Source organism: Knoellia flava TL1 (assembly GCF_000768675.1).
In the GTDB taxonomy this organism is placed as follows: domain Bacteria; phylum Actinomycetota; class Actinomycetes; order Actinomycetales; family Dermatophilaceae; genus Knoellia; species Knoellia flava.
Genome location: NZ_AVPI01000011.1, coordinates 56773 through 73330, shown reverse-complemented (window position 1 = coordinate 73330; position 16558 = coordinate 56773). Strand labels below are relative to the sequence as shown.

The window sequence follows — 16558 nt, the reverse complement described above, 5'->3', positions numbered from 1 at the left end:
GGGCGTCTCGCGGGGGAGACTGGGCCGCGATGACGGTCCTGGAGATGCTTCGTGGTGCGCGCCCCTCCGCCGACGCGGACGGCACGGCGGGCGAGCCTTCGCCGTCGTGGCTGCCCGAAACCGTGCGCGACGTGGGCGTCGGCTTGCTCACCGGTCTCGTCTCGCTGCTCGTTGTGCTCGTGCCCACCATGATGGGCTGGCTGCTCGACCCGCGGGCCGGCGACTCGCTCGCCGAACCGCTCGGCGCGGGTGCCTCGCTCTGGCTGCTCGTCCACGGCGCGCACCTCGGCGCCGGCGCGACCAACATCGCGTTCGTCCCCCTCGTGCTCGGCGCCCTCGCCGTCTGGTTCGCCGCGAGAGGCGCGGGGCGTGCGCTCGACACCGCCGACGTCGACGACGCCTTCGCGGCGGACCTCCTGCCTCGCTCCGTCCTCATGGTCGCCTGCCGTTGGTGGCTCGGGTATGCCGTGGCCACCGGTCTCGCGGTCGCCCTCACCCTCGTCGGCTCGCTGCCGCTGCGCTGGCTCAGCCTGCCCGTGGCCCTCGCCGTCGTCCCGCTCGTCGCGCTCGCGCTCGCCGTCCGCCGGCTGGCCCGCGAAGCCGATGTGCTCGGCCCGCGGTTCGATGGCGTCGTCCTGCCCGACACGGTGCGCCGCGCGGCCCGTCCGGGTGCCCACGGGCTGGCTGTGCTGCTCGGCGCCGCCGCGCTCGTCGTCGTCGGCGCCGTCGCGCTGCGGTGGGGCGAGGTGACGAGCCTGCAGTCCGAGCTCGGCGCCGGCTTCGTCGGCGGTGTCCTGCTCGTCGCCGTCCAGCTCGCGGCCCTGCCCAACCTCGCGCTGTGGGTGGTCGGCCTCCTCGCCGGACCCGGGTTCTCCGTCGTCGACGGGGCGCACACCTCGCTCGCCGGCTCGACGAGCGGGCTCATGCCGCTCGTGCCGGTCTTCGGCGCCATGCCCGAGCCGGGAGAGTTCCCGTGGTTCGCCCGGCTGCTCGTCCTCGTGCCGGTGCTCGTCGGCGGCTACGTCGGCCGACGCTCGCTCGCCTCTGTCGCCCGCCTCTCCTCACTCCGCACGAAGGCGTCGGTCGCGATCGTCGCCTGCCTCTTCGTGGGGGTGGCCGTCGGGATCCTCGACGCCCTCGGCGGGGGATCGCTCGGCGCCTACCGGCTCGGCGACGTCGGCACCCCGGCGTCGTGGACGGCGCTCGCGGTGACGGCGGAGCTGCTCGTCGGTGCGCTCGCCGTCGTCGCGTGGGACGCCTGGAGACTGCGCCGCTGACCTCTCGCGGCTGTCGGTAGGGTGCTCGGCGTGAGCGCACCCGCCGGCATCGTCGTCCTCGTCTCCGGGTCCGGCACCCTCCTCCAGGCACTGCTCGACGCGACTCTCGACCCGGCATACGGGGTCCGTGTCCTCGCGGTGGGAGCGGACCGTGACGACATCGAGGGCCTGCGCCGCGCGGAGCGAGCGGGTGTCGAGACCTTCGTATGCCGGGTGCGCGACTTCGCGGACCGCGGCGCCTGGGACGAGGCGTTGGCTGCCGAGATCGCCTCTCGCGCACCGGACTTCGTCGTCACGGCCGGGTTCATGAAGATCCTCGGGCCGGCGACGCTGGAAGGCCGGACGATCCTCAACACGCACCCGGCGCTCCTGCCCAGCTTCCCCGGGGCGCACGCCGTCCGCGACGCCCTCGCCCACGGCGTCAAGGTCACCGGGACGACGGCGCACCTCGTCGACGCCGGCGTCGACACCGGGCCGATCCTCGCGCAGCGCGCCGTCGAGATCCTCGACCACGACACCGAGGAGAGCCTGCACGAGCGCATCAAGGTGCAGGAGCGCGAGCTGCTCGTCGAGCTCGTCGGCCGGATGGGGCGGGGCGAGGCAGGTCCCGCGGGCCGTTAGACTCGGGGCGACGACTGGCGAGGGTGGACCACCACCGGGGAGTCAACGAGGGAGCGCATCGCCCGCCTGGGTGCACCCGGCCACCTGACCGCACGCCCGCACCCCTCGTCGCCGAATTGGAGCCTTGCCATGGCCGTCTCCGTCACCCCGCCCGGACCCACGCAGGACCGCCGCCCGATCCGCCGTGCGCTCGTCTCGGTCTTCGACAAGACCGGCCTCGAGGACCTCGCCCGCGGCCTGCACGACGCCGGCGTCTCGATCGTCTCCACCGGTGGCTCGGCCGCGCTCATCGAGGGCCTGGGCATCCCGGTGACCGAGGTCGCCGACCTCACCGGCTTCCCCGAGTGCCTCGAGGGCCGCGTCAAGACGCTGCACCCGATGGTGCACGCCGGCATCCTCGCCGACACCCGCAAGCCCGACCACGTCTCGCAGCTCGGCGAGCTCGGCGTGGAGCCCTTCGACCTCGTCGTCGTCAACCTCTACCCGTTCGCCGACACGGTGGCCTCGGGCGCGGCGGCGGATGACGTCGTGGAGAACATCGACATCGGCGGCCCGTCGATGGTGCGGGCGGCCGCGAAGAACCACCCGAGCGTCGCCGTGGTCGTCGACCCCACGGCATACGACGCGGTTCTCGAGGCCGCGCGCGGCGAGGGGTTCACCTTCGAAGAGCGCAAGGCGCTGGCCGCGAAGGCGTTCGTGCACACGGCGACCTACGACGTCCACGTCGCGTCGTGGATGGGCAACGCCTACGTCGACACCTCCGACGGGTCGGGCTTCCCGGCGTGGGCGGGTGCGACGTGGACCAAGACGGCGGTGCTGCGCTACGGCGAGAACCCGCACCAGGCGGCGGCGCTGTATGCCAACGGGTTCGCACCGCAGCCGGGGCTCGCGCAGGCGAAGCAGCTGCACGGCAAGGAGATGTCCTACAACAACTACGTCGACGCGGACGCCGCCGTGCGCGCGGCCCACGACCACGGCGACCAGCCGACGGTGGCGATCATCAAGCACGCCAACCCGTGCGGCATCGCCGTCGGGACCGACGTCGCCGACGCCCACCGCCGCGCGCACGCGTGCGACCCCGTGTCGGCCTTCGGCGGAATCATCGCGACGAACCGTCCCGTGACGGCCGACATGGCGCGCACTGTCGCCGACATCTTCACCGAGGTCGTCGTCGCCCCGTCGTTCGACGACGACGCGCTCGAGATCCTTACGGCCAAGAAGAACATCCGGCTGCTCGAGGCGCCCGCGCCGTCGCGGGCGGGCGCGGAGATCCGGCCGATCTCCGGTGGCCTGCTCATGCAGCACCGCGACGCGGTCGACGCCGTCGTGCGGGACGAGTCCGGCGAGGTGGTCGGTGGTGACGACGCGGCGTCGTGGCGACTCGTGGCCGGCGATGCGGCGGACGAGGCGACCCTCGCCGACCTCCAGTTCGCGTGGCGCTCGGTGCGTGCGGTGAAGTCCAACGCGATCCTGCTCGCCTCCGACGGTGCGTCGGTCGGCATCGGCATGGGTCAGGTCAACAGGGTCGACTCCTGCCACCTGGCGGTGTCGCGCGCGAACGCGGGTGGGCTGGAGCGGGCGGCCGGTGCGGTCGCGGCGTCGGACGCGTTCTTCCCGTTCGCCGACGGGCTCCAGGTGCTCCTCGACGCCGGTGTGCGCGCCGTCGTCGCGCCGGGTGGGTCGATGCGTGACGCCGAGGTCGTCGAGGCGGCGCAGGCTGCCGGGGTGACGATGTACTTCACCGGCACCCGGCACTTCGCCCACTGACCCGGCTCGACCCGGACTGATTGCGCAAGAGCGACACTTCAGGGCCCGATTTCCGGCCTTGGGTGTCGCTCCTGCGCAATGAGTTGGGAGGGTGGCTCGACGTCAGGTCCACGACGGCCCCGGCCATCCGGAGGAAACGTTGAGGGTCCGGAGGCGTGCAAGCCTCCGGACCCTCAACGTTCCCTCACGGGGAGCAAAAGCTGTGCAGGGCGTTAGGGTGTGGGGGCTCCCGGGGCGGCGTAGCCGGTGGGCTCGCCCTCGCCGAGGTCGACGATCGCGGCCACGGGGCCACCACCGTCAGGACCCTGGTGCGCGGCCGACACCGACACGAACACGGCCGGGTCGCCGGTCACCGACGCGGTGACGCCACCGACGCACGACTTGATCTGACGGTGCCAGTGCACGTCGGAGTCGTCGAGCATGGCGTTGCGGCGACCCCGGACCTCGCCGTCCTGGCTCACCTCGCACTTGAGGAACACGTTGACGAGGCGGCCCTTGATGTCGCTGTGGTGCGCGCGCTCGGGCAGCTCGAGACCGGCGTCCTTGATGGCCTCCCAGATGCCGTCGGCGTCGAGCGCGTCGCGCATGACCGAGTGACCGATGCGGTAGCGACCGCCGACCCCGCGGGCGTTGCCCACGACGACGACCTGCGCCTGGTCGAGCTCGACGCCCGACGAGCAGGACGCGACGGACGAGAAGAGCGAGCGGTTCTCCATGACGTCGGCGTCGGTGGGCATTTCGATCTCGCCGAGGGCGACGGCGATGCCGAGACCGGTCGTGCCGTTGGAGAGGTCCATCGACTCGTGCGTGTGGTGGGTCCACACCTTCTTGCCGCGGGACTCGGCGTCGCGGATCGTGTGGATCGTCAGCAGCGGCGTCTTGGTCTGGACGTAGTGGACGTCCTTGGGGTCGGTGATGCCGGCCTTCTCCATCGCGACCTTCACGGCCTCGGCGACCTTGGAGATCATGCCGGTGTAGCCGATCTCCTCGGGCAGGATCGGCTCGCTCATGGCGAAGCCGACGGTGAGGCGGAGGTCGTCGCTCGGCTCGGCCTTGTCGGCGGGCACGGTGGCGAAGATCGTCGCGTGCGGGCTGATGATGCCGTCGGTGCCACCGGACCAGACGATCGGGACCTGCTTGACCTGGTCGGCGGGGGCACCCTTGGCGACGAGCACCTCGCGGAACGCGCGGTCGGCGATGATCCGGGTGTAGTCGTTGACACCGCCGTTGCCCTCGGTCTTGCCGATGATGGCGATGACGCGGCTCGCCTCCATGACGCCGTCATCGATGAGCTTCGCGAGCTCGGAGGCGTCGGAGACGCTGTGGATCGGGACCTTGCGGACCTCGATGGCTTCTGGCACGGCTGAACCTCTCTCTGTTGGGGCCTAGCCCTCGGGACTGGTGTCGATGACGGTGCCGAACTCGGTCTCGACCGCGTCGGTGATGTGCTCGAGGGACGTGATGATGCTGCGGCCGCCGCTCTCGGCGAAGCGCAGCGCCGCGTCGACCTTGGGGCCCATGGAGCCGGACGCGAACTGGCCGTCCGCGGCATACGCCTGCATCTGCGCGAGCGAGGTGAAGCCGAGCGCGCGCTCGTCCGGGGTGCCGTAGTCGACCATCGCGTGGTCGACATCGGTGGCGATGATGAGGATGTCGCAGCCCAGGGTCCGGGCGAGAAGCGCCGCGGTGAGGTCCTTGTCGATGACCGCCTCGACGCCGCGCAGCGAGCCGTCCGCCTCGCGGACGACCGGGATGCCGCCGCCACCGGCCGCGACGACCACGTGGCCCGCCTCGACGAGGACGCGCACCGGCTCGAGGTCGAGGACCTCGCGCGGCTCGGGCGAGGCGACGACACGGCGCCACCCGCGCTCGCCGCGGTCCTCCCACTGCTGCCCGTGGTCGATCATCTGCCGGGCCTGGTCGGCGGGGAGGTAGCGGCCGATCGGCTTCGTCGGCGACTGGAAGTGCGGGTCGTCGGCGTCGACGAGGGTGCGCGTGACGAGGGCCGCCACCGGGCGGTCCACCCCGCGCCGGGCGAGCGCCGCCTGGAGGGCGTCGAGAATGGTGAAGCCGATCGTCCCCTGCGTCTGCGCACCGCACCAGTCGAGCGGGACGGGCGGGACGACGTGGGCGGCGACCTCGTTCTTGACGAGGAGGTTGCCGACCTGCGGGCCGTTGCCGTGGGTGAGGACGACGTCGTGCCCTGCCGCGACGAGCTCGGCGACGTGCTCCATCGCCCCCGTGATCGCGCGGACCTGGTCGCCGGGCGTCGCCGTGCCGTCGGGGGCGGTCATGGCGTTGCCGCCGAGTGCCACGAGGACCCGCACCGACCCCACCTTCCGCTCGTCGGGCACACCCCGTCGGTATGCCGTGACGCGAGCCTAGGGAGGGGGTCGGGGCCGGGCGTTGGCATGACCTGACAGGTGCGGCTCCCTCGTTTGTCAGGTGTGACGGTGCTGGGAGGCGGGTGCAGGTGCCGCAGCGACCGCGGTCAGGTCCGCGTCGCCGTGAGCAGGAGGTATTCCCAGTCGAGCACGGTCGCCCCGCTGCCGCGGTCGAACCGCTCGGCCAGCGCGAGCAGGTCCGCGTCGAGAGCCGCGACCCGCCCGGGGTCGTCGGCGATGTGGCGGTAGACCGCGATCGTCGGTCCGTAGTTCGCCTTGAAGAAGTCGACGAAGTGCTGTGGAGTCGCGAAGAGGTCGACGACGAGGTCCTGCTGGACCGCGCTCTCGATCCGCACGCGGTCCCCGAAGAGGTCGCGCACGTGGTCGACGTGGCCCCACAGCGGCGGGGGCTGTGCACCGGTCGGCAGCGGGGGAGCGTAGGGCTTCATCGCCGCGAACATCTGGCCGATGAACCCCTCGGGGGTCCAGCTGAGCAGCGCGATCGTCCCGCCGCGCCGGACGACGCGCACGAGCTGGTCGGCCACCGCCTCGTGGTGCGGCGCGAACATCACGCCGACACAGGAGACGACGGTGTCGAACTCGCCGTCGTCGCAGGGCAGGTGCTCGGCGTCGGCGGCGACCCACGTGATGGTGAGTGCCTCGGCCTCGGCCGCCTCACGTCCGCGCTCGAGCAGCTCGGACGTGAGGTCGGTGGCGACGACCTCGGCGCCGGTGCGGGCAGCCGGGAGGGCGACGTTGCCCGAGCCGGCGGCGACGTCGTGGACACGCTGCCCGGGTCCGATGCCGGCAGCCTCGACCACGATGGGCCCGAGCGGTGCGATGACCTCGCGCGCGACCGCGGCGTAGTCGCCGAGCGCCCACATGGCGCGGTGCCTGGCCTTGAGCGCCGCGTCGTCGGGTGCCGTCGGCGGGGGCTGGGTCTGGTCGGTGGTGGTGCTCATGGTGCGCTCCTCGTCGGTGTCGTTCGGGTGCTCCCCAACGTAGGAACGCGGACTGGTCGTCCGCATCGGCGCGTGCACGCAGAGGTGCGCGCGTGTGCGGAGGTGCCGTGACGGCATACGCGTATGCCGTTCCGTCGCCTCCCGGGGGCTGGTCAGGTCGCGGTGAGGAGGCGCGCGACGGCGGCGGTGCGGGCCGACTTCCCGTGCAGGTCGAGCTTGGCGTAGACGTTGCTGAGGTGCCGCTCGACGGTGCGGGTGCTGAGGACGAGCTCGGTCGCGATCTCGTCGTTGTCGAGCCCGCGGGCGGCGAGGGCGAGGATCTCGCGCTCCCGGGTCGACAAGGCCGAGAGGGAGGGCGAGGCGGCGCCATCGACGACGGATCCCCCTGTGCGAGAGGGGGTTTCGAGGAAGTCGCGGAGCTCGGTCCGGAAGACCTGCCACGCGGGCTCGTCCTCGAGGACGATGTGGTTGTCGCTGTCGAGGCAGACGAGCCGGGCCCCGTCGATGTGGGCGGCGAGGTAGCGGGCCTCGGAGAAGTCGTTCATCCGGTCGCCACGCGAGTGCAGGACGAGAGTGGGCACGTCGAGCGACCCGAGGAGGTCCGACGCGTCCGCGGTGAGGCGCTGGCGGCGCGAGGTGCGGGCGGTCTCGGCGTCGGTCGAGACGCGCTGCAGCTCGTCGAGCCAGGTGTGCTGCTCCTCGGTCGCGTCCGGGATCATGAGCGAGGTGAAGACGCGGCGGAACGCCGAGTCCGGCCGGGCCCACCCGACCTTGATGAGGGCGTCGAGGGTGTCGTTCATCTCGGACTCGGTCGCGTCCTTGTCCTGCTGGCCCGAGTAGCTGCCGTAGAACGCCAGCCGCGAGACACGCTCCGGGTGTCTGGCGACGTAGGCGATGGCGACGGGGCCACCCTGCGCCATCGCGAGGAGGTCGAAGCGCTCGTAGCCGGCGTCCTCGACGACGGCCTCGAGGTCGGCCAGCCGCAGCTCGAGCGAGTGGTCCGTCACCCCGCGGTCGGACAGTCCGTGCCCGCGCTCGTCGAACCGGATGACGGTGCGGTAGCGGCCCCAGTCCTCGAGGTAGTGCCGCCAGACGGGCGAGACCCAGTCGTGCTGGAGGTGGCTCAGCCAGCACGAGTCGACGAGGAGCGGAGGGCCGTGTCCGTGGACGGCATACGCGATCTGCACCCCGTCGGCGGAGCGACAGAAGCGGATCTCCTGGCGTGGCGTCGGCCGGTCAGCGACCACGCCTCATCGTAGGTCGGCCTGCGTCCCCGGACCGGGGCTTCGACGGGTTCGGGGCCGACGGTGGGGGTTGGTCGTGGCTCGTTCAACGAGCTGGCCGCGTCCGCGAGAACGTGCGAATCGACGTGCGCCCGTCCCGGGACGACGGTGCTGGGCGACCGCTGGCCACGGTCGCGCCACATGCAAGCGCGTTCCGGAAACCGTTGTCACGCAACACTTTTCGCACTTCCAGTTCGTCGGATTCCGTGGATTTGTGCTTCGTCCCGGTTCTAACATCGCGCCATGTGCGATGGGGCGCAGGCCCCGGAGAGAGCAGGGATCGTCATGTCACACGCCACCACCAAGAAGTTCCTCTCCGTCGCGATGGTGGCCAGTGCCGCCATGGTCGTGACCGTCGGTGTGCAGTCGGTGGTGGTGGCGCCCACGGTCGCCTCGGCCGCAGCCCCGACCGACCCCAGGGACGAGACCAAGGTGCCGCACTACTTCGGGCCGTGGCCCAACTGGGCGAACAGTCCCCTCACCCTCTCGACCGCGGACGTGACGATCACCGGAGCCGGCACGGGTGCGGCCGCCGTCGCGCAGGTCGACCCCGTCACCGGCGGCATCAAGAGCATCGACGTCACGTCGCCCGGCCACGACTACGTCGCGGGGGCGACCAACGTGTCCGTGGCGGGGAGCAGCACCAGTGACCCGGCCGCCGCGACCGCGACCGTGAGCACGACCGGCGTCGTCGTCGGGTTCACCGACGTCGTGCCCGGCTCGGGCTACAAGGCGTTCGACGTCGCGCTCAGTGGTGGCGGTGGCACCGGGGCGACCGCCATCGCCTCGGGAGGGGTCGACGCCATCACGATCACGAACGGAGGCAGCGGCTACACCATGCCCACGGTCGACTTCGACATGCCGGAGAGCCCGCAGGGGACGGTGCCCAAGGCGCACGCGACGATCGACGCGTCCGGGACGGTCACCGGTGTCGTCGTGGACGAGCCCGGCTCGGGCTACACCTCGGCTCCCGGCGTGACGATCCGCAACGGGACGCAGTTCGACCCGCTCAACTTCCCGGACGGAGGCGGACCGGCCACGGTCGCCTCCACCCTCTCCCTGTCCGCGGTGAACGTCGACGTCTTCGGCAGCGCCTACACCTCCGCCCCGACCGTTGCCGTGACCGACCCGACGGGTGGTGGCACCGGGGCCGGCGCCACCGCGCTCACCGACGTGGGCGCCGTGACGAGCATCGCGGTCGACTCGCCCGGCAGCGGCTACCTGAGCAAGGGCATGCGCAAGTTCGTGGACGACCTGCCCGGCACCTGCACGCCGGGTGGCACGACCGACGCGTGTCCTGCGTCGGGGAAGTTCATCCCCAACGCCGTGCCTGCCGAGACGACCTACGACGGCGTCAAGGCGGACGAGTACGTCATCGGCCTGGTGCAGTACCGCACGCAGTTCTCGGCCGACCTCCCGACCGGCACCCTCGTGCGCGGCTACGTCCAGCTCGAGACGCCGGCCAACGCCGCCACGAGCCAGCACGTGCCGCTGAAGAACGAGCTCCTCGACGGCACGAAGGTGCCCGTCGAGGGTGGGTACCTGGGAGTCACCGCGCCGCAGTACCTCGGCCCGTTCATCGGTGCCACGAAGGACAAGCCGGTCCGCATCACCTTCCGCAACCTGCTCCCCAAGGGCGTGGACGGGGACCTCTTCCTGCCCACCGACAGCAGCATGATGGGCTCGGGCATGGGTCCGATGGGACCCATGGAGCCGACGAACTCCTCGACCGTCGTCGACGAGGTCCGCAACCCGGCGTGCACCCAGTCGCCCAAGCCGCTCGGTGGCACCTGCTTCGCCGACAACCGGGCCACGCTTCACCTGCACGGTGGCGTCACCCCGTGGATCAGCGACGGCACGCCGCACCAGTGGATCACCCCGGCAGGTGAGGGCACGAGCCGGCCGCAGGGCGTGAGCGTCCAGAACGTGCCGGACATGACGACCGCTGGCGCGGTGACCTGCGAGGCCGACGACGACGGCTGCTCGACGTTCTTCTACAGCAACCAGCAGAGCGCGCGGCTGATGTTCTACCACGACCACTCGTGGGGCATCACCCGTCTCAACGTGTATGCCGGTGAGGCCGCCGGGTACGCGATCGCGGACGACACCGAGAAGAAGCTCATCGCCGACGGCGTCATCCCCCCGGCCGCTGACACCATCCCGCTCGTGGTCCAGGACCGCACCTTCGTGCCCTCGGACGAGCAGCTCTACGACACCAAGGACGCGAGCGGTGCGGTGAGACGCTACGGCCAGGACCCGACGTGGGACAAGCGCCGCTGGGGCCGCACCGGGGACTTCTGGTACCACCACGTCTACATGCCGGCACAGAACCCCGGTGACCCGTCCGGCATGAGTGCCTACGGCCGGTGGATGTACGGGCCGTGGTTCTGGCCGCCCGCGACGGGCACCAAGTACGGGACGATCAAAAACCCCTACTACGACAGCAGCTGCAAGCTCGACATCCCGTCGACCTGGCGGTACCAGACCGACCCCTTCTGCGAGCCCGAGCTCATCCCGGGCACCCCGAACATCTCGGCCGGCATGGAGCAGTTCAACGACACCCCGGTGGTCAACGGTGTCGCCTACCCGAAGGTGACCCTTGAGCCCAAGGCCTACCGGCTGCGGATGCTCAACGCCGCCAACGACCGGTTCTTCAACTTCCAGTGGTACGTCGCGGACGCGGCCCAGGGTGACGGGACGACCGAGGTCGCCCTCAAACCGGCCGAGCTCGCGGCTGCCCAGACCGACCCGACCGTGTCACCCACGCCGGTCGACGCCAACAACAACGCCGCAGGACCGGACTGGGTGCAGATCGGCACCGAGGGCGGCTTCCTGCCCAAGCCGGCTGTCGTCGACGGACAGCAGCCGACGACCTGGATCACCGACCCGACCCGCTTCGACGTCGGCAACGTCGACAAGCACTCGCTGCTCCTCGCGCCGGCGGAGCGGGCCGACACCGTCGTGGACTTCTCGAAGTTCGCGGGCAAGACCCTCATCCTCTACAACGACGCCCCGGCTGCCTTCCCGGCGCGCGTCCCGCAGTACGACTACTACACCGGCGCCCCCGACCTCAGCCCTGCCGGCGCACCGTCGATCCTGCCGGGCTACGGGCCCAACACGCGCACGATCATGAAGGTGACGATCGCCGACACGGCCGCTCAGCCGGCATACGACGTCTCGAAGCTCAACGCGGCCTTCGCGCACAAGGCCGACGGCAGCGGTGTCTTCGAGTCCGGGCAGAACCCGATCATCGTCGGGCAGGACGCCTACGACTCGTCCTACGGGACGAACTTCCCGGCGGCGAGCGACTGCAACGTCCCCGGTGGCACGACAAACAGCTGTGACGGCATCGTGCGGGTCAACAACACCGGACAGTTCGGCTTCAACACCCTCAAGGCGCCGAACTCGAAGATGGTCATGGACCTCGAGCCCAAGGCGATCCACGACGAGATGAACGCGACGACGTTCGACGAGTACGGCCGCATGCAGGCCAACCTGGGACTCGAGGCGCAGCCTCCGGCGCCCGGGCAGCAGAACGTCACGCTCTACCCCTACGTCAACCCGGCGACCGAGCTCATCGACGGCACCAACCTCCCGGTGGCCGAGGTGAGGCTGAGCGCCGGCGGGCTGCCCGACGGTGACGTCAAGGTGACGCCCATCGGCAGTGCGAAGGACGGGACCCAGATCTGGCGCTTCACCCACAACGGCGTGGACACGCACCCGATCCACTTCCACCTCTACGACGTGCAGGTGCTCAACCGGGTGGCGTGGGACAACAACGTCTCGCTCACCGAGCCCAACGAGCTGGGCTGGAAGGACACCGTGCGGATGAACCCGCTGCAGGACACCGTCGTCGCCCTGCGCCCGATCATCCCGAAGGTCCCCTTCGAGGTGCCCAACGCAATCCGGCCGCTCAACCCGATGATGCCGATCGGTTCGACCGCGGGCTTCAACAGCATGGACCCGCAGGGTGTCCCGACGCTCGACCCGGTCACCAACGAGCTCGTCAACTTCGGGTGGGAGTACGTCTACCACTGCCACATCCTCAGCCACGAGGAGATGGACATGATGCGGCCCGAGTCGGTGGCTCTGCCGCCGGTCAAGCCGCAGCTGCTCACGGCGACGCTGCCGGCCACCGGCAAGAAGGTCGTCACGCTGACCTGGAACGACAACTCCATCACGGAGACGGCCTTCCTCGTCCAGCGCACCACCAACGGCTCGACGTGGACGACGGTGGGGACGGTCGCCTCGCCCATCAACGCGCCGAACGACCATCGCGTCCGCACCTTCACCGACAGCACCTCGAACGGCACGACGGCATACACCTACCGGATCGTCGCGGAGAACACCGTGGGCTACGGAGGAGCCTTCCCGAGCATGACCGTCACCTCGACGTCGAACTCGCTCAACGTCAACGCGCCAGCGGTGACTCCTGCGGCGCCGACGGCCCTCACGGCGACGGCGCAGCCCGGGCCCCAGGTGGCCCTCACCTGGCGTGACAACGCCACCACGGAGACCGGGTTCGTCATCGAGCGTGCCGTGGCGGGCACGACGACCTTCAGTACGGTGGCGGTGGCGCCCGCTCGCACCAGCACGGGCACGACGACGTTCACGGACACCACCGTCAGCGGGTCGACGAGCTACGACTACCGGGTGCGTGCGACCAACGTGGCCGGTGTCTCGGCGCCGTCCAACACCGCGAACGTGAGCATCGGGGCGCTCGCCCCGGCGACGACCATCAGGTCGGCCGTCGCGACCCGGCAGGGCCGCAACGAGCAGGTGGCGGTGGCCTGGGACGACGTCCTCGGTGAGACCGGATACCGCATCCAGTGGAGCGCGACGGCCGACTTCGCCACGGTCGCGGGCTCAGGGACGACCGCCGCGGGTGTCGTCAACTTCCAGACCGGCAACCTCGCCCGGCAGGCGTGGTACTTCCGGGTCGGCTCGGTCAACGCTGTCGGTACGAACTGGTCGGCGGTGAGGCTGGTCCCCGGAGCCTGAGCGTCACGGGCGACGACACGGTGTGGGCCCCCGCAGGCAGGTGGCCCACACCGTGTCTCGCGCCCGGCAGCCGTCGGGCGCGGAGGTGGACTTTGGTCACATGTGCGCGGTGACCGGCGTGGATACCGTCGAAGTGTGAAAAGGGATGGCTGGACGTTCCTCACCAACCACGGGCACGTGCTCGTGTGCCTGGCGCGGAACCCCGACGTCCTCCTCCGGGACGTCGCGACGAGCATCGGCATCACGGAGCGGTCGGTGCAGCAGATCGTGGCCGACCTCGAGCGCGCGGGGATCATCATCCGCCTCCGGGTCGGCCGCCGGAACCGCTATGTGGTGCGGCGCGAGGAGGCCTTCCGTCACCCCCTCGAGGCAGGGGTCAGCGTCGGGCAGTTCCTCGACCTCGTCGAGGACGGCCGACGCGTTCCGAGACGACTCGCCGGTCCGCACGAGCACGCAGTTTCCGCGGTCGGTCACGCGTCGGTAATGCCCCTACGTCCCGGCGAACGGAACGGCGACTGGGCGAGTGACGCTCACGCGGCGAGCGACGGCCGCTGGGCCGGCGACGGTCACTGGGACGGGCGCCCCAGACGGCGGTAGCGGCCGTGCCGGGCCGACAACCGTTCGTCGGGCTGCGCCTCGGCGAGGTCGCTGAGCTCGTGCCGGATCGCCTGGGCCATGCGGCGGCAGAACGCCTCGGGCTCCTGCGCCGCGTCGGGGTGCTCGGCGACGATCCGGTCGACGATGCCGTCCTCGAGGAGGTCGAGCGAGCGCACCCGCTGGCGCTCCGCGAGCTCGGGCGCGCGGTCGGGAGTGCGGTGGAGGATGGCCGATGCGCCCTCCGGAGGCAGCGGCGAGAGCCACGAGTGCTGGGCGCTGATGACGCGGTCCGCCGGCATGAGGGCGAGCGCGCCGCCGCCGGTGCCCTGGCCGAGCAGGACGCACACGGTCGGCACCTCGAGGACGACGAGCTCGGCGAGGCAGCGGGCGATCTCGCCGGCCATGCCGCCCTCCTCGGCCTCCTTGGAGAGCGCGGCGCCGGCCGTGTCGATGATGCTCACAAGCGGCAGGTCGAGCTCGGTCGCCAGCCGCATGCCTCGGCGGGCGACCCGGAGTCCAGACGGGCCCAGCGGGGCCTCGGTCTGCTCACCGCGTCGGTCCTGGCCGAGGACGACGCACGGCGTGCCCTCGAAGCGGGCGAGGGCGAGGAAGAGCGAGCGGTCCCACTCCCCGGCGCCGGTGCCGAAGAGCGGCAGGACGTCCGTGGCGCCGAGCTTGAGCAGTGCGCGCACACCCGGACGAGCGGTGTTGCGGGAGCGGGTGATCGAGTCCCACGCGGGGACGTCGGGCAACGGCTCCTTGGGCACGTCGGGTGCGGGTCGGCCGTCGTGCGGCGCGAGCACGAGGTCGAGAAAGCGGGCAGCCGTCGCGGTGAGCAGCTCGACCGGCAGGACGGCGTCGAGCAGGCCGTGGGCGAAGAGGTTCTCCGCGGTCTGCACCCCCTCGGGGAACGGCTGGCCGTAGAGCGCCTCGTAGACGCGGGCACCGAGGAACCCGATCGTCGCGCCGGGCTCGCCGACGGTGACGTGGCCGAGTGACCCCCACGACGCGAAGACGCCTCCGGTCGTGGGGTGGCGCAGGTAGGTGATGTAGGGCAGGTGCTCGCGCTTGTAGGCGGCGACGGCGGCCGAGATCTTCACCATCGTGACGAACGCCGGTGTGCCCTCCTGCATCCGCGTGCCACCGGAGGCCGGGGCGGCGAAGAGGGGTAGCCGCTCGCGGGTCGCGCGCTCGAAGGCGAGGACGATGCGCTCGGCCGCGGCGACGCCGATCGACCCGGCGAGGAACCGGAACTCACCCGCGATGACGGCAACGCGGTGACCGCCGATGCGGCCCTCGCCGGTGACGATGGACTCGTCGGTGCCGGCCTTCTCGGCAGCGGCGGCGAGTTCGACGGCGTACGGGCTGCCCTCGGGGGCGACGGCGAGGGGCGCCTCGTCCCACGACTGCCACGTCCCCTCGTCGAGGACCGCGGTGATGAGCTCGCTCGACGTCGGACGGTGCGGACGCTCGCTCACGCCGGGTCCTCCTCGGCGAGCCAGGCCCGGACGCTGTCGTTGTGCTGCCCGAGGGTCGGGGGCGCGAGGTGCGTCTCACGACCACCGGCAAAGGCGTTGTCGTCCAGCCGGATCGGCGGCCCGGGAATCTCGATCGAGCCGAGCACGGGGTGGTCGACGTCGAGGACGAGCCCCTGCGAGCGGGTCTGGTCCCAGTCGTAGACGCGGTCGATCGTGCGCACCTCGCCGGCCGGGATGCCCAGCTCGTCGAGCCGGGGGAGGAGGTCGTCGAGCTGCCACGTCGAGAAGGCCTCGTTGAGCGTCGCGGTGACGCGGTCGCGGTTGGCCGTGCGCTCGCGGTTCGTCGCCATGCCGGGAGCGGCGGGGTCGATGCCGAACGCCTCGGCGAGCCTGACCCACAGCGACTCCGAGCCGCACGCGACCTGCACGTCGCCGTCGGCGCAGTGGAAGAGGCCGTAGGGCGAGAGGGCCGGGTGGTGGTTGCCCTGAGCGTGGCCGACGTGACCGGCGACCGTGTATGCCGTGCCCTGGAACGCGTGCGCCCCGACGACCGCCGCGAGCAGCGACGTGCGCACGACGCGACCGGTGCCGGTGGTGTTGCGCTCGTGCAGCGCGCTGACGACGCCGTAGGCGCCGTACATGCCGGCGAGGAGGTCGCCGATCGGCACGCCGATGCGCTGCGGCGAGTCGGCATCGGGCCCGGTGACGGACATGAGCCCGGCCTCGCCCTGCGCGATCTGGTCGTAGCCGGCGCGCCCGCCCTGCGGCCCGTCGTGCCCGAACCCGCTGATGCTCAGCACGACGAGGCGCGGGTTGAGCTCGTGGAGGCGGTCGTTGCCGAACCCGAGCCGGTCCATGACGCCGGGGCGGAAGTTCTCGATGAGGACGTCCGCGCGCTCGACGAGCCGGGTGAGGACGTCGCGCCCGTCGTCGGACTTGAGGTCGAGGGTGATCGACTCCTTGTTGCGGTTGGCGCTGAGGAAGTATGTGGAGATCGGGTCCTCGTCCGGGCCCACGAACGGCGGGCCCCAGCCGCGGGTGTCGTCACCCGTCGGCGACTCGACCTTGATGACGCGCGCGCCCATGTCTCCCAGCATCATCGCCGCGTGCGGGCCGGCGAGGGCGCGGGACAGGTCGACGACGATGACGTCCTGCAGGGGTCCACTCATGTGCCGAGCCTAGGGAGCC

11 protein-coding genes and 1 riboswitch are annotated in these 16558 nt (G+C 71.4%); of the genes, 5 read left to right on the top strand and 6 right to left on the bottom strand.

All coding sequences use genetic code 11. The features are described from left to right. Nucleotides 1–29 precede the first annotated feature (29 nt). The 3 genes from N798_RS05170 (at nucleotide 30) to purH (ending at nucleotide 3665) form a co-directional block, all read left to right on the top strand. The gene (locus N798_RS05170; protein ID WP_035946796.1) at nucleotides 30–1277 is read left to right on the top strand and encodes a cell division protein PerM; all 1248 of its coding nucleotides are present in this window, start codon (nucleotides 30–32) and stop codon (nucleotides 1275–1277) included. Nucleotides 1278–1298: 21 nt separating this feature from the next. Then, a complete protein-coding gene (purN, locus tag N798_RS05165) occupies nucleotides 1299–1898 on the top strand; it encodes a phosphoribosylglycinamide formyltransferase (protein ID WP_035946795.1) in 600 nt (199 codons plus the stop codon). Then, a riboswitch (ZMP/ZTP riboswitch) is annotated at nucleotides 1899–1977 on the top strand. Between the two features lie 50 nt (nucleotides 1978–2027). Beyond that, a complete protein-coding gene (purH, locus tag N798_RS05160) occupies nucleotides 2028–3665 on the top strand; it encodes a bifunctional phosphoribosylaminoimidazolecarboxamide formyltransferase/IMP cyclohydrolase (RefSeq protein WP_035946794.1) in 1638 nt (545 codons plus the stop codon). Nucleotides 3666–3877: 212 nt separating this feature from the next. On the opposite strand, the gene bar is transcribed toward purH, so the two are convergent. The 4 genes from bar to N798_RS05140 all read right to left on the bottom strand — a co-directional run bounded on the left by bar (nucleotide 3878) and on the right by N798_RS05140 (nucleotide 8258). Then, nucleotides 3878–5026, bottom strand: a complete 1149-nt coding sequence (bar, locus tag N798_RS05155; protein WP_035946793.1) for a barbiturase — start codon at nucleotides 5024–5026, stop codon at nucleotides 3878–3880. Between the two features lie 24 nt (nucleotides 5027–5050). Then, nucleotides 5051–6019: a carbamate kinase gene (locus tag N798_RS05150; protein WP_229708605.1), complete on the bottom strand. Its 969-nt coding sequence runs from the start codon at nucleotides 6017–6019 to the stop codon at nucleotides 5051–5053. Between the two features lie 137 nt (nucleotides 6020–6156). Next, nucleotides 6157–7011, bottom strand: coding sequence for a class I SAM-dependent methyltransferase (locus N798_RS05145; protein ID WP_035946836.1), 855 nt, complete (start codon nucleotides 7009–7011; stop codon nucleotides 6157–6159). 152 nt (nucleotides 7012–7163) lie between these two features. Then, nucleotides 7164–8258 (bottom strand): alpha/beta fold hydrolase, encoded by a 1095-nt coding sequence (locus N798_RS05140; RefSeq protein ID WP_035946792.1) that lies wholly within the window; start codon nucleotides 8256–8258, stop codon nucleotides 7164–7166. 321 nt (nucleotides 8259–8579) lie between these two features. Between N798_RS05140 and N798_RS05135 the strand changes: the two genes are divergently transcribed. Continuing rightward, on the top strand, nucleotides 8580–13295 hold the full coding sequence (locus tag N798_RS05135; protein WP_052116937.1) for a multicopper oxidase domain-containing protein: 4716 nt from the start codon (nucleotides 8580–8582) through the stop codon (nucleotides 13293–13295). A gap of 102 nt (nucleotides 13296–13397) precedes the next feature. Next, nucleotides 13398–13892, top strand: a complete 495-nt coding sequence (locus N798_RS18965) for a helix-turn-helix transcriptional regulator (RefSeq protein WP_156971621.1) — start codon at nucleotides 13398–13400, stop codon at nucleotides 13890–13892. Here N798_RS18965 and N798_RS05125 read toward each other — a convergent pair. Together N798_RS05125 and N798_RS05120 are read right to left on the bottom strand one after the other, a co-directional pair. After that, nucleotides 13862–15370, bottom strand: a complete 1509-nt coding sequence (locus N798_RS05125; protein WP_035946790.1) for a carboxyl transferase domain-containing protein — start codon at nucleotides 15368–15370, stop codon at nucleotides 13862–13864. The genes N798_RS18965 and N798_RS05125 overlap by 31 nt on opposite strands. Further along, nucleotides 15367–16539, bottom strand: a complete 1173-nt coding sequence (locus tag N798_RS05120; protein WP_035946787.1) for a CaiB/BaiF CoA transferase family protein — start codon at nucleotides 16537–16539, stop codon at nucleotides 15367–15369. Before N798_RS05120 ends, N798_RS05125 begins: the two co-directional genes overlap by 4 nt. Nucleotides 16540–16558: the final 19 nt, after the last annotated feature.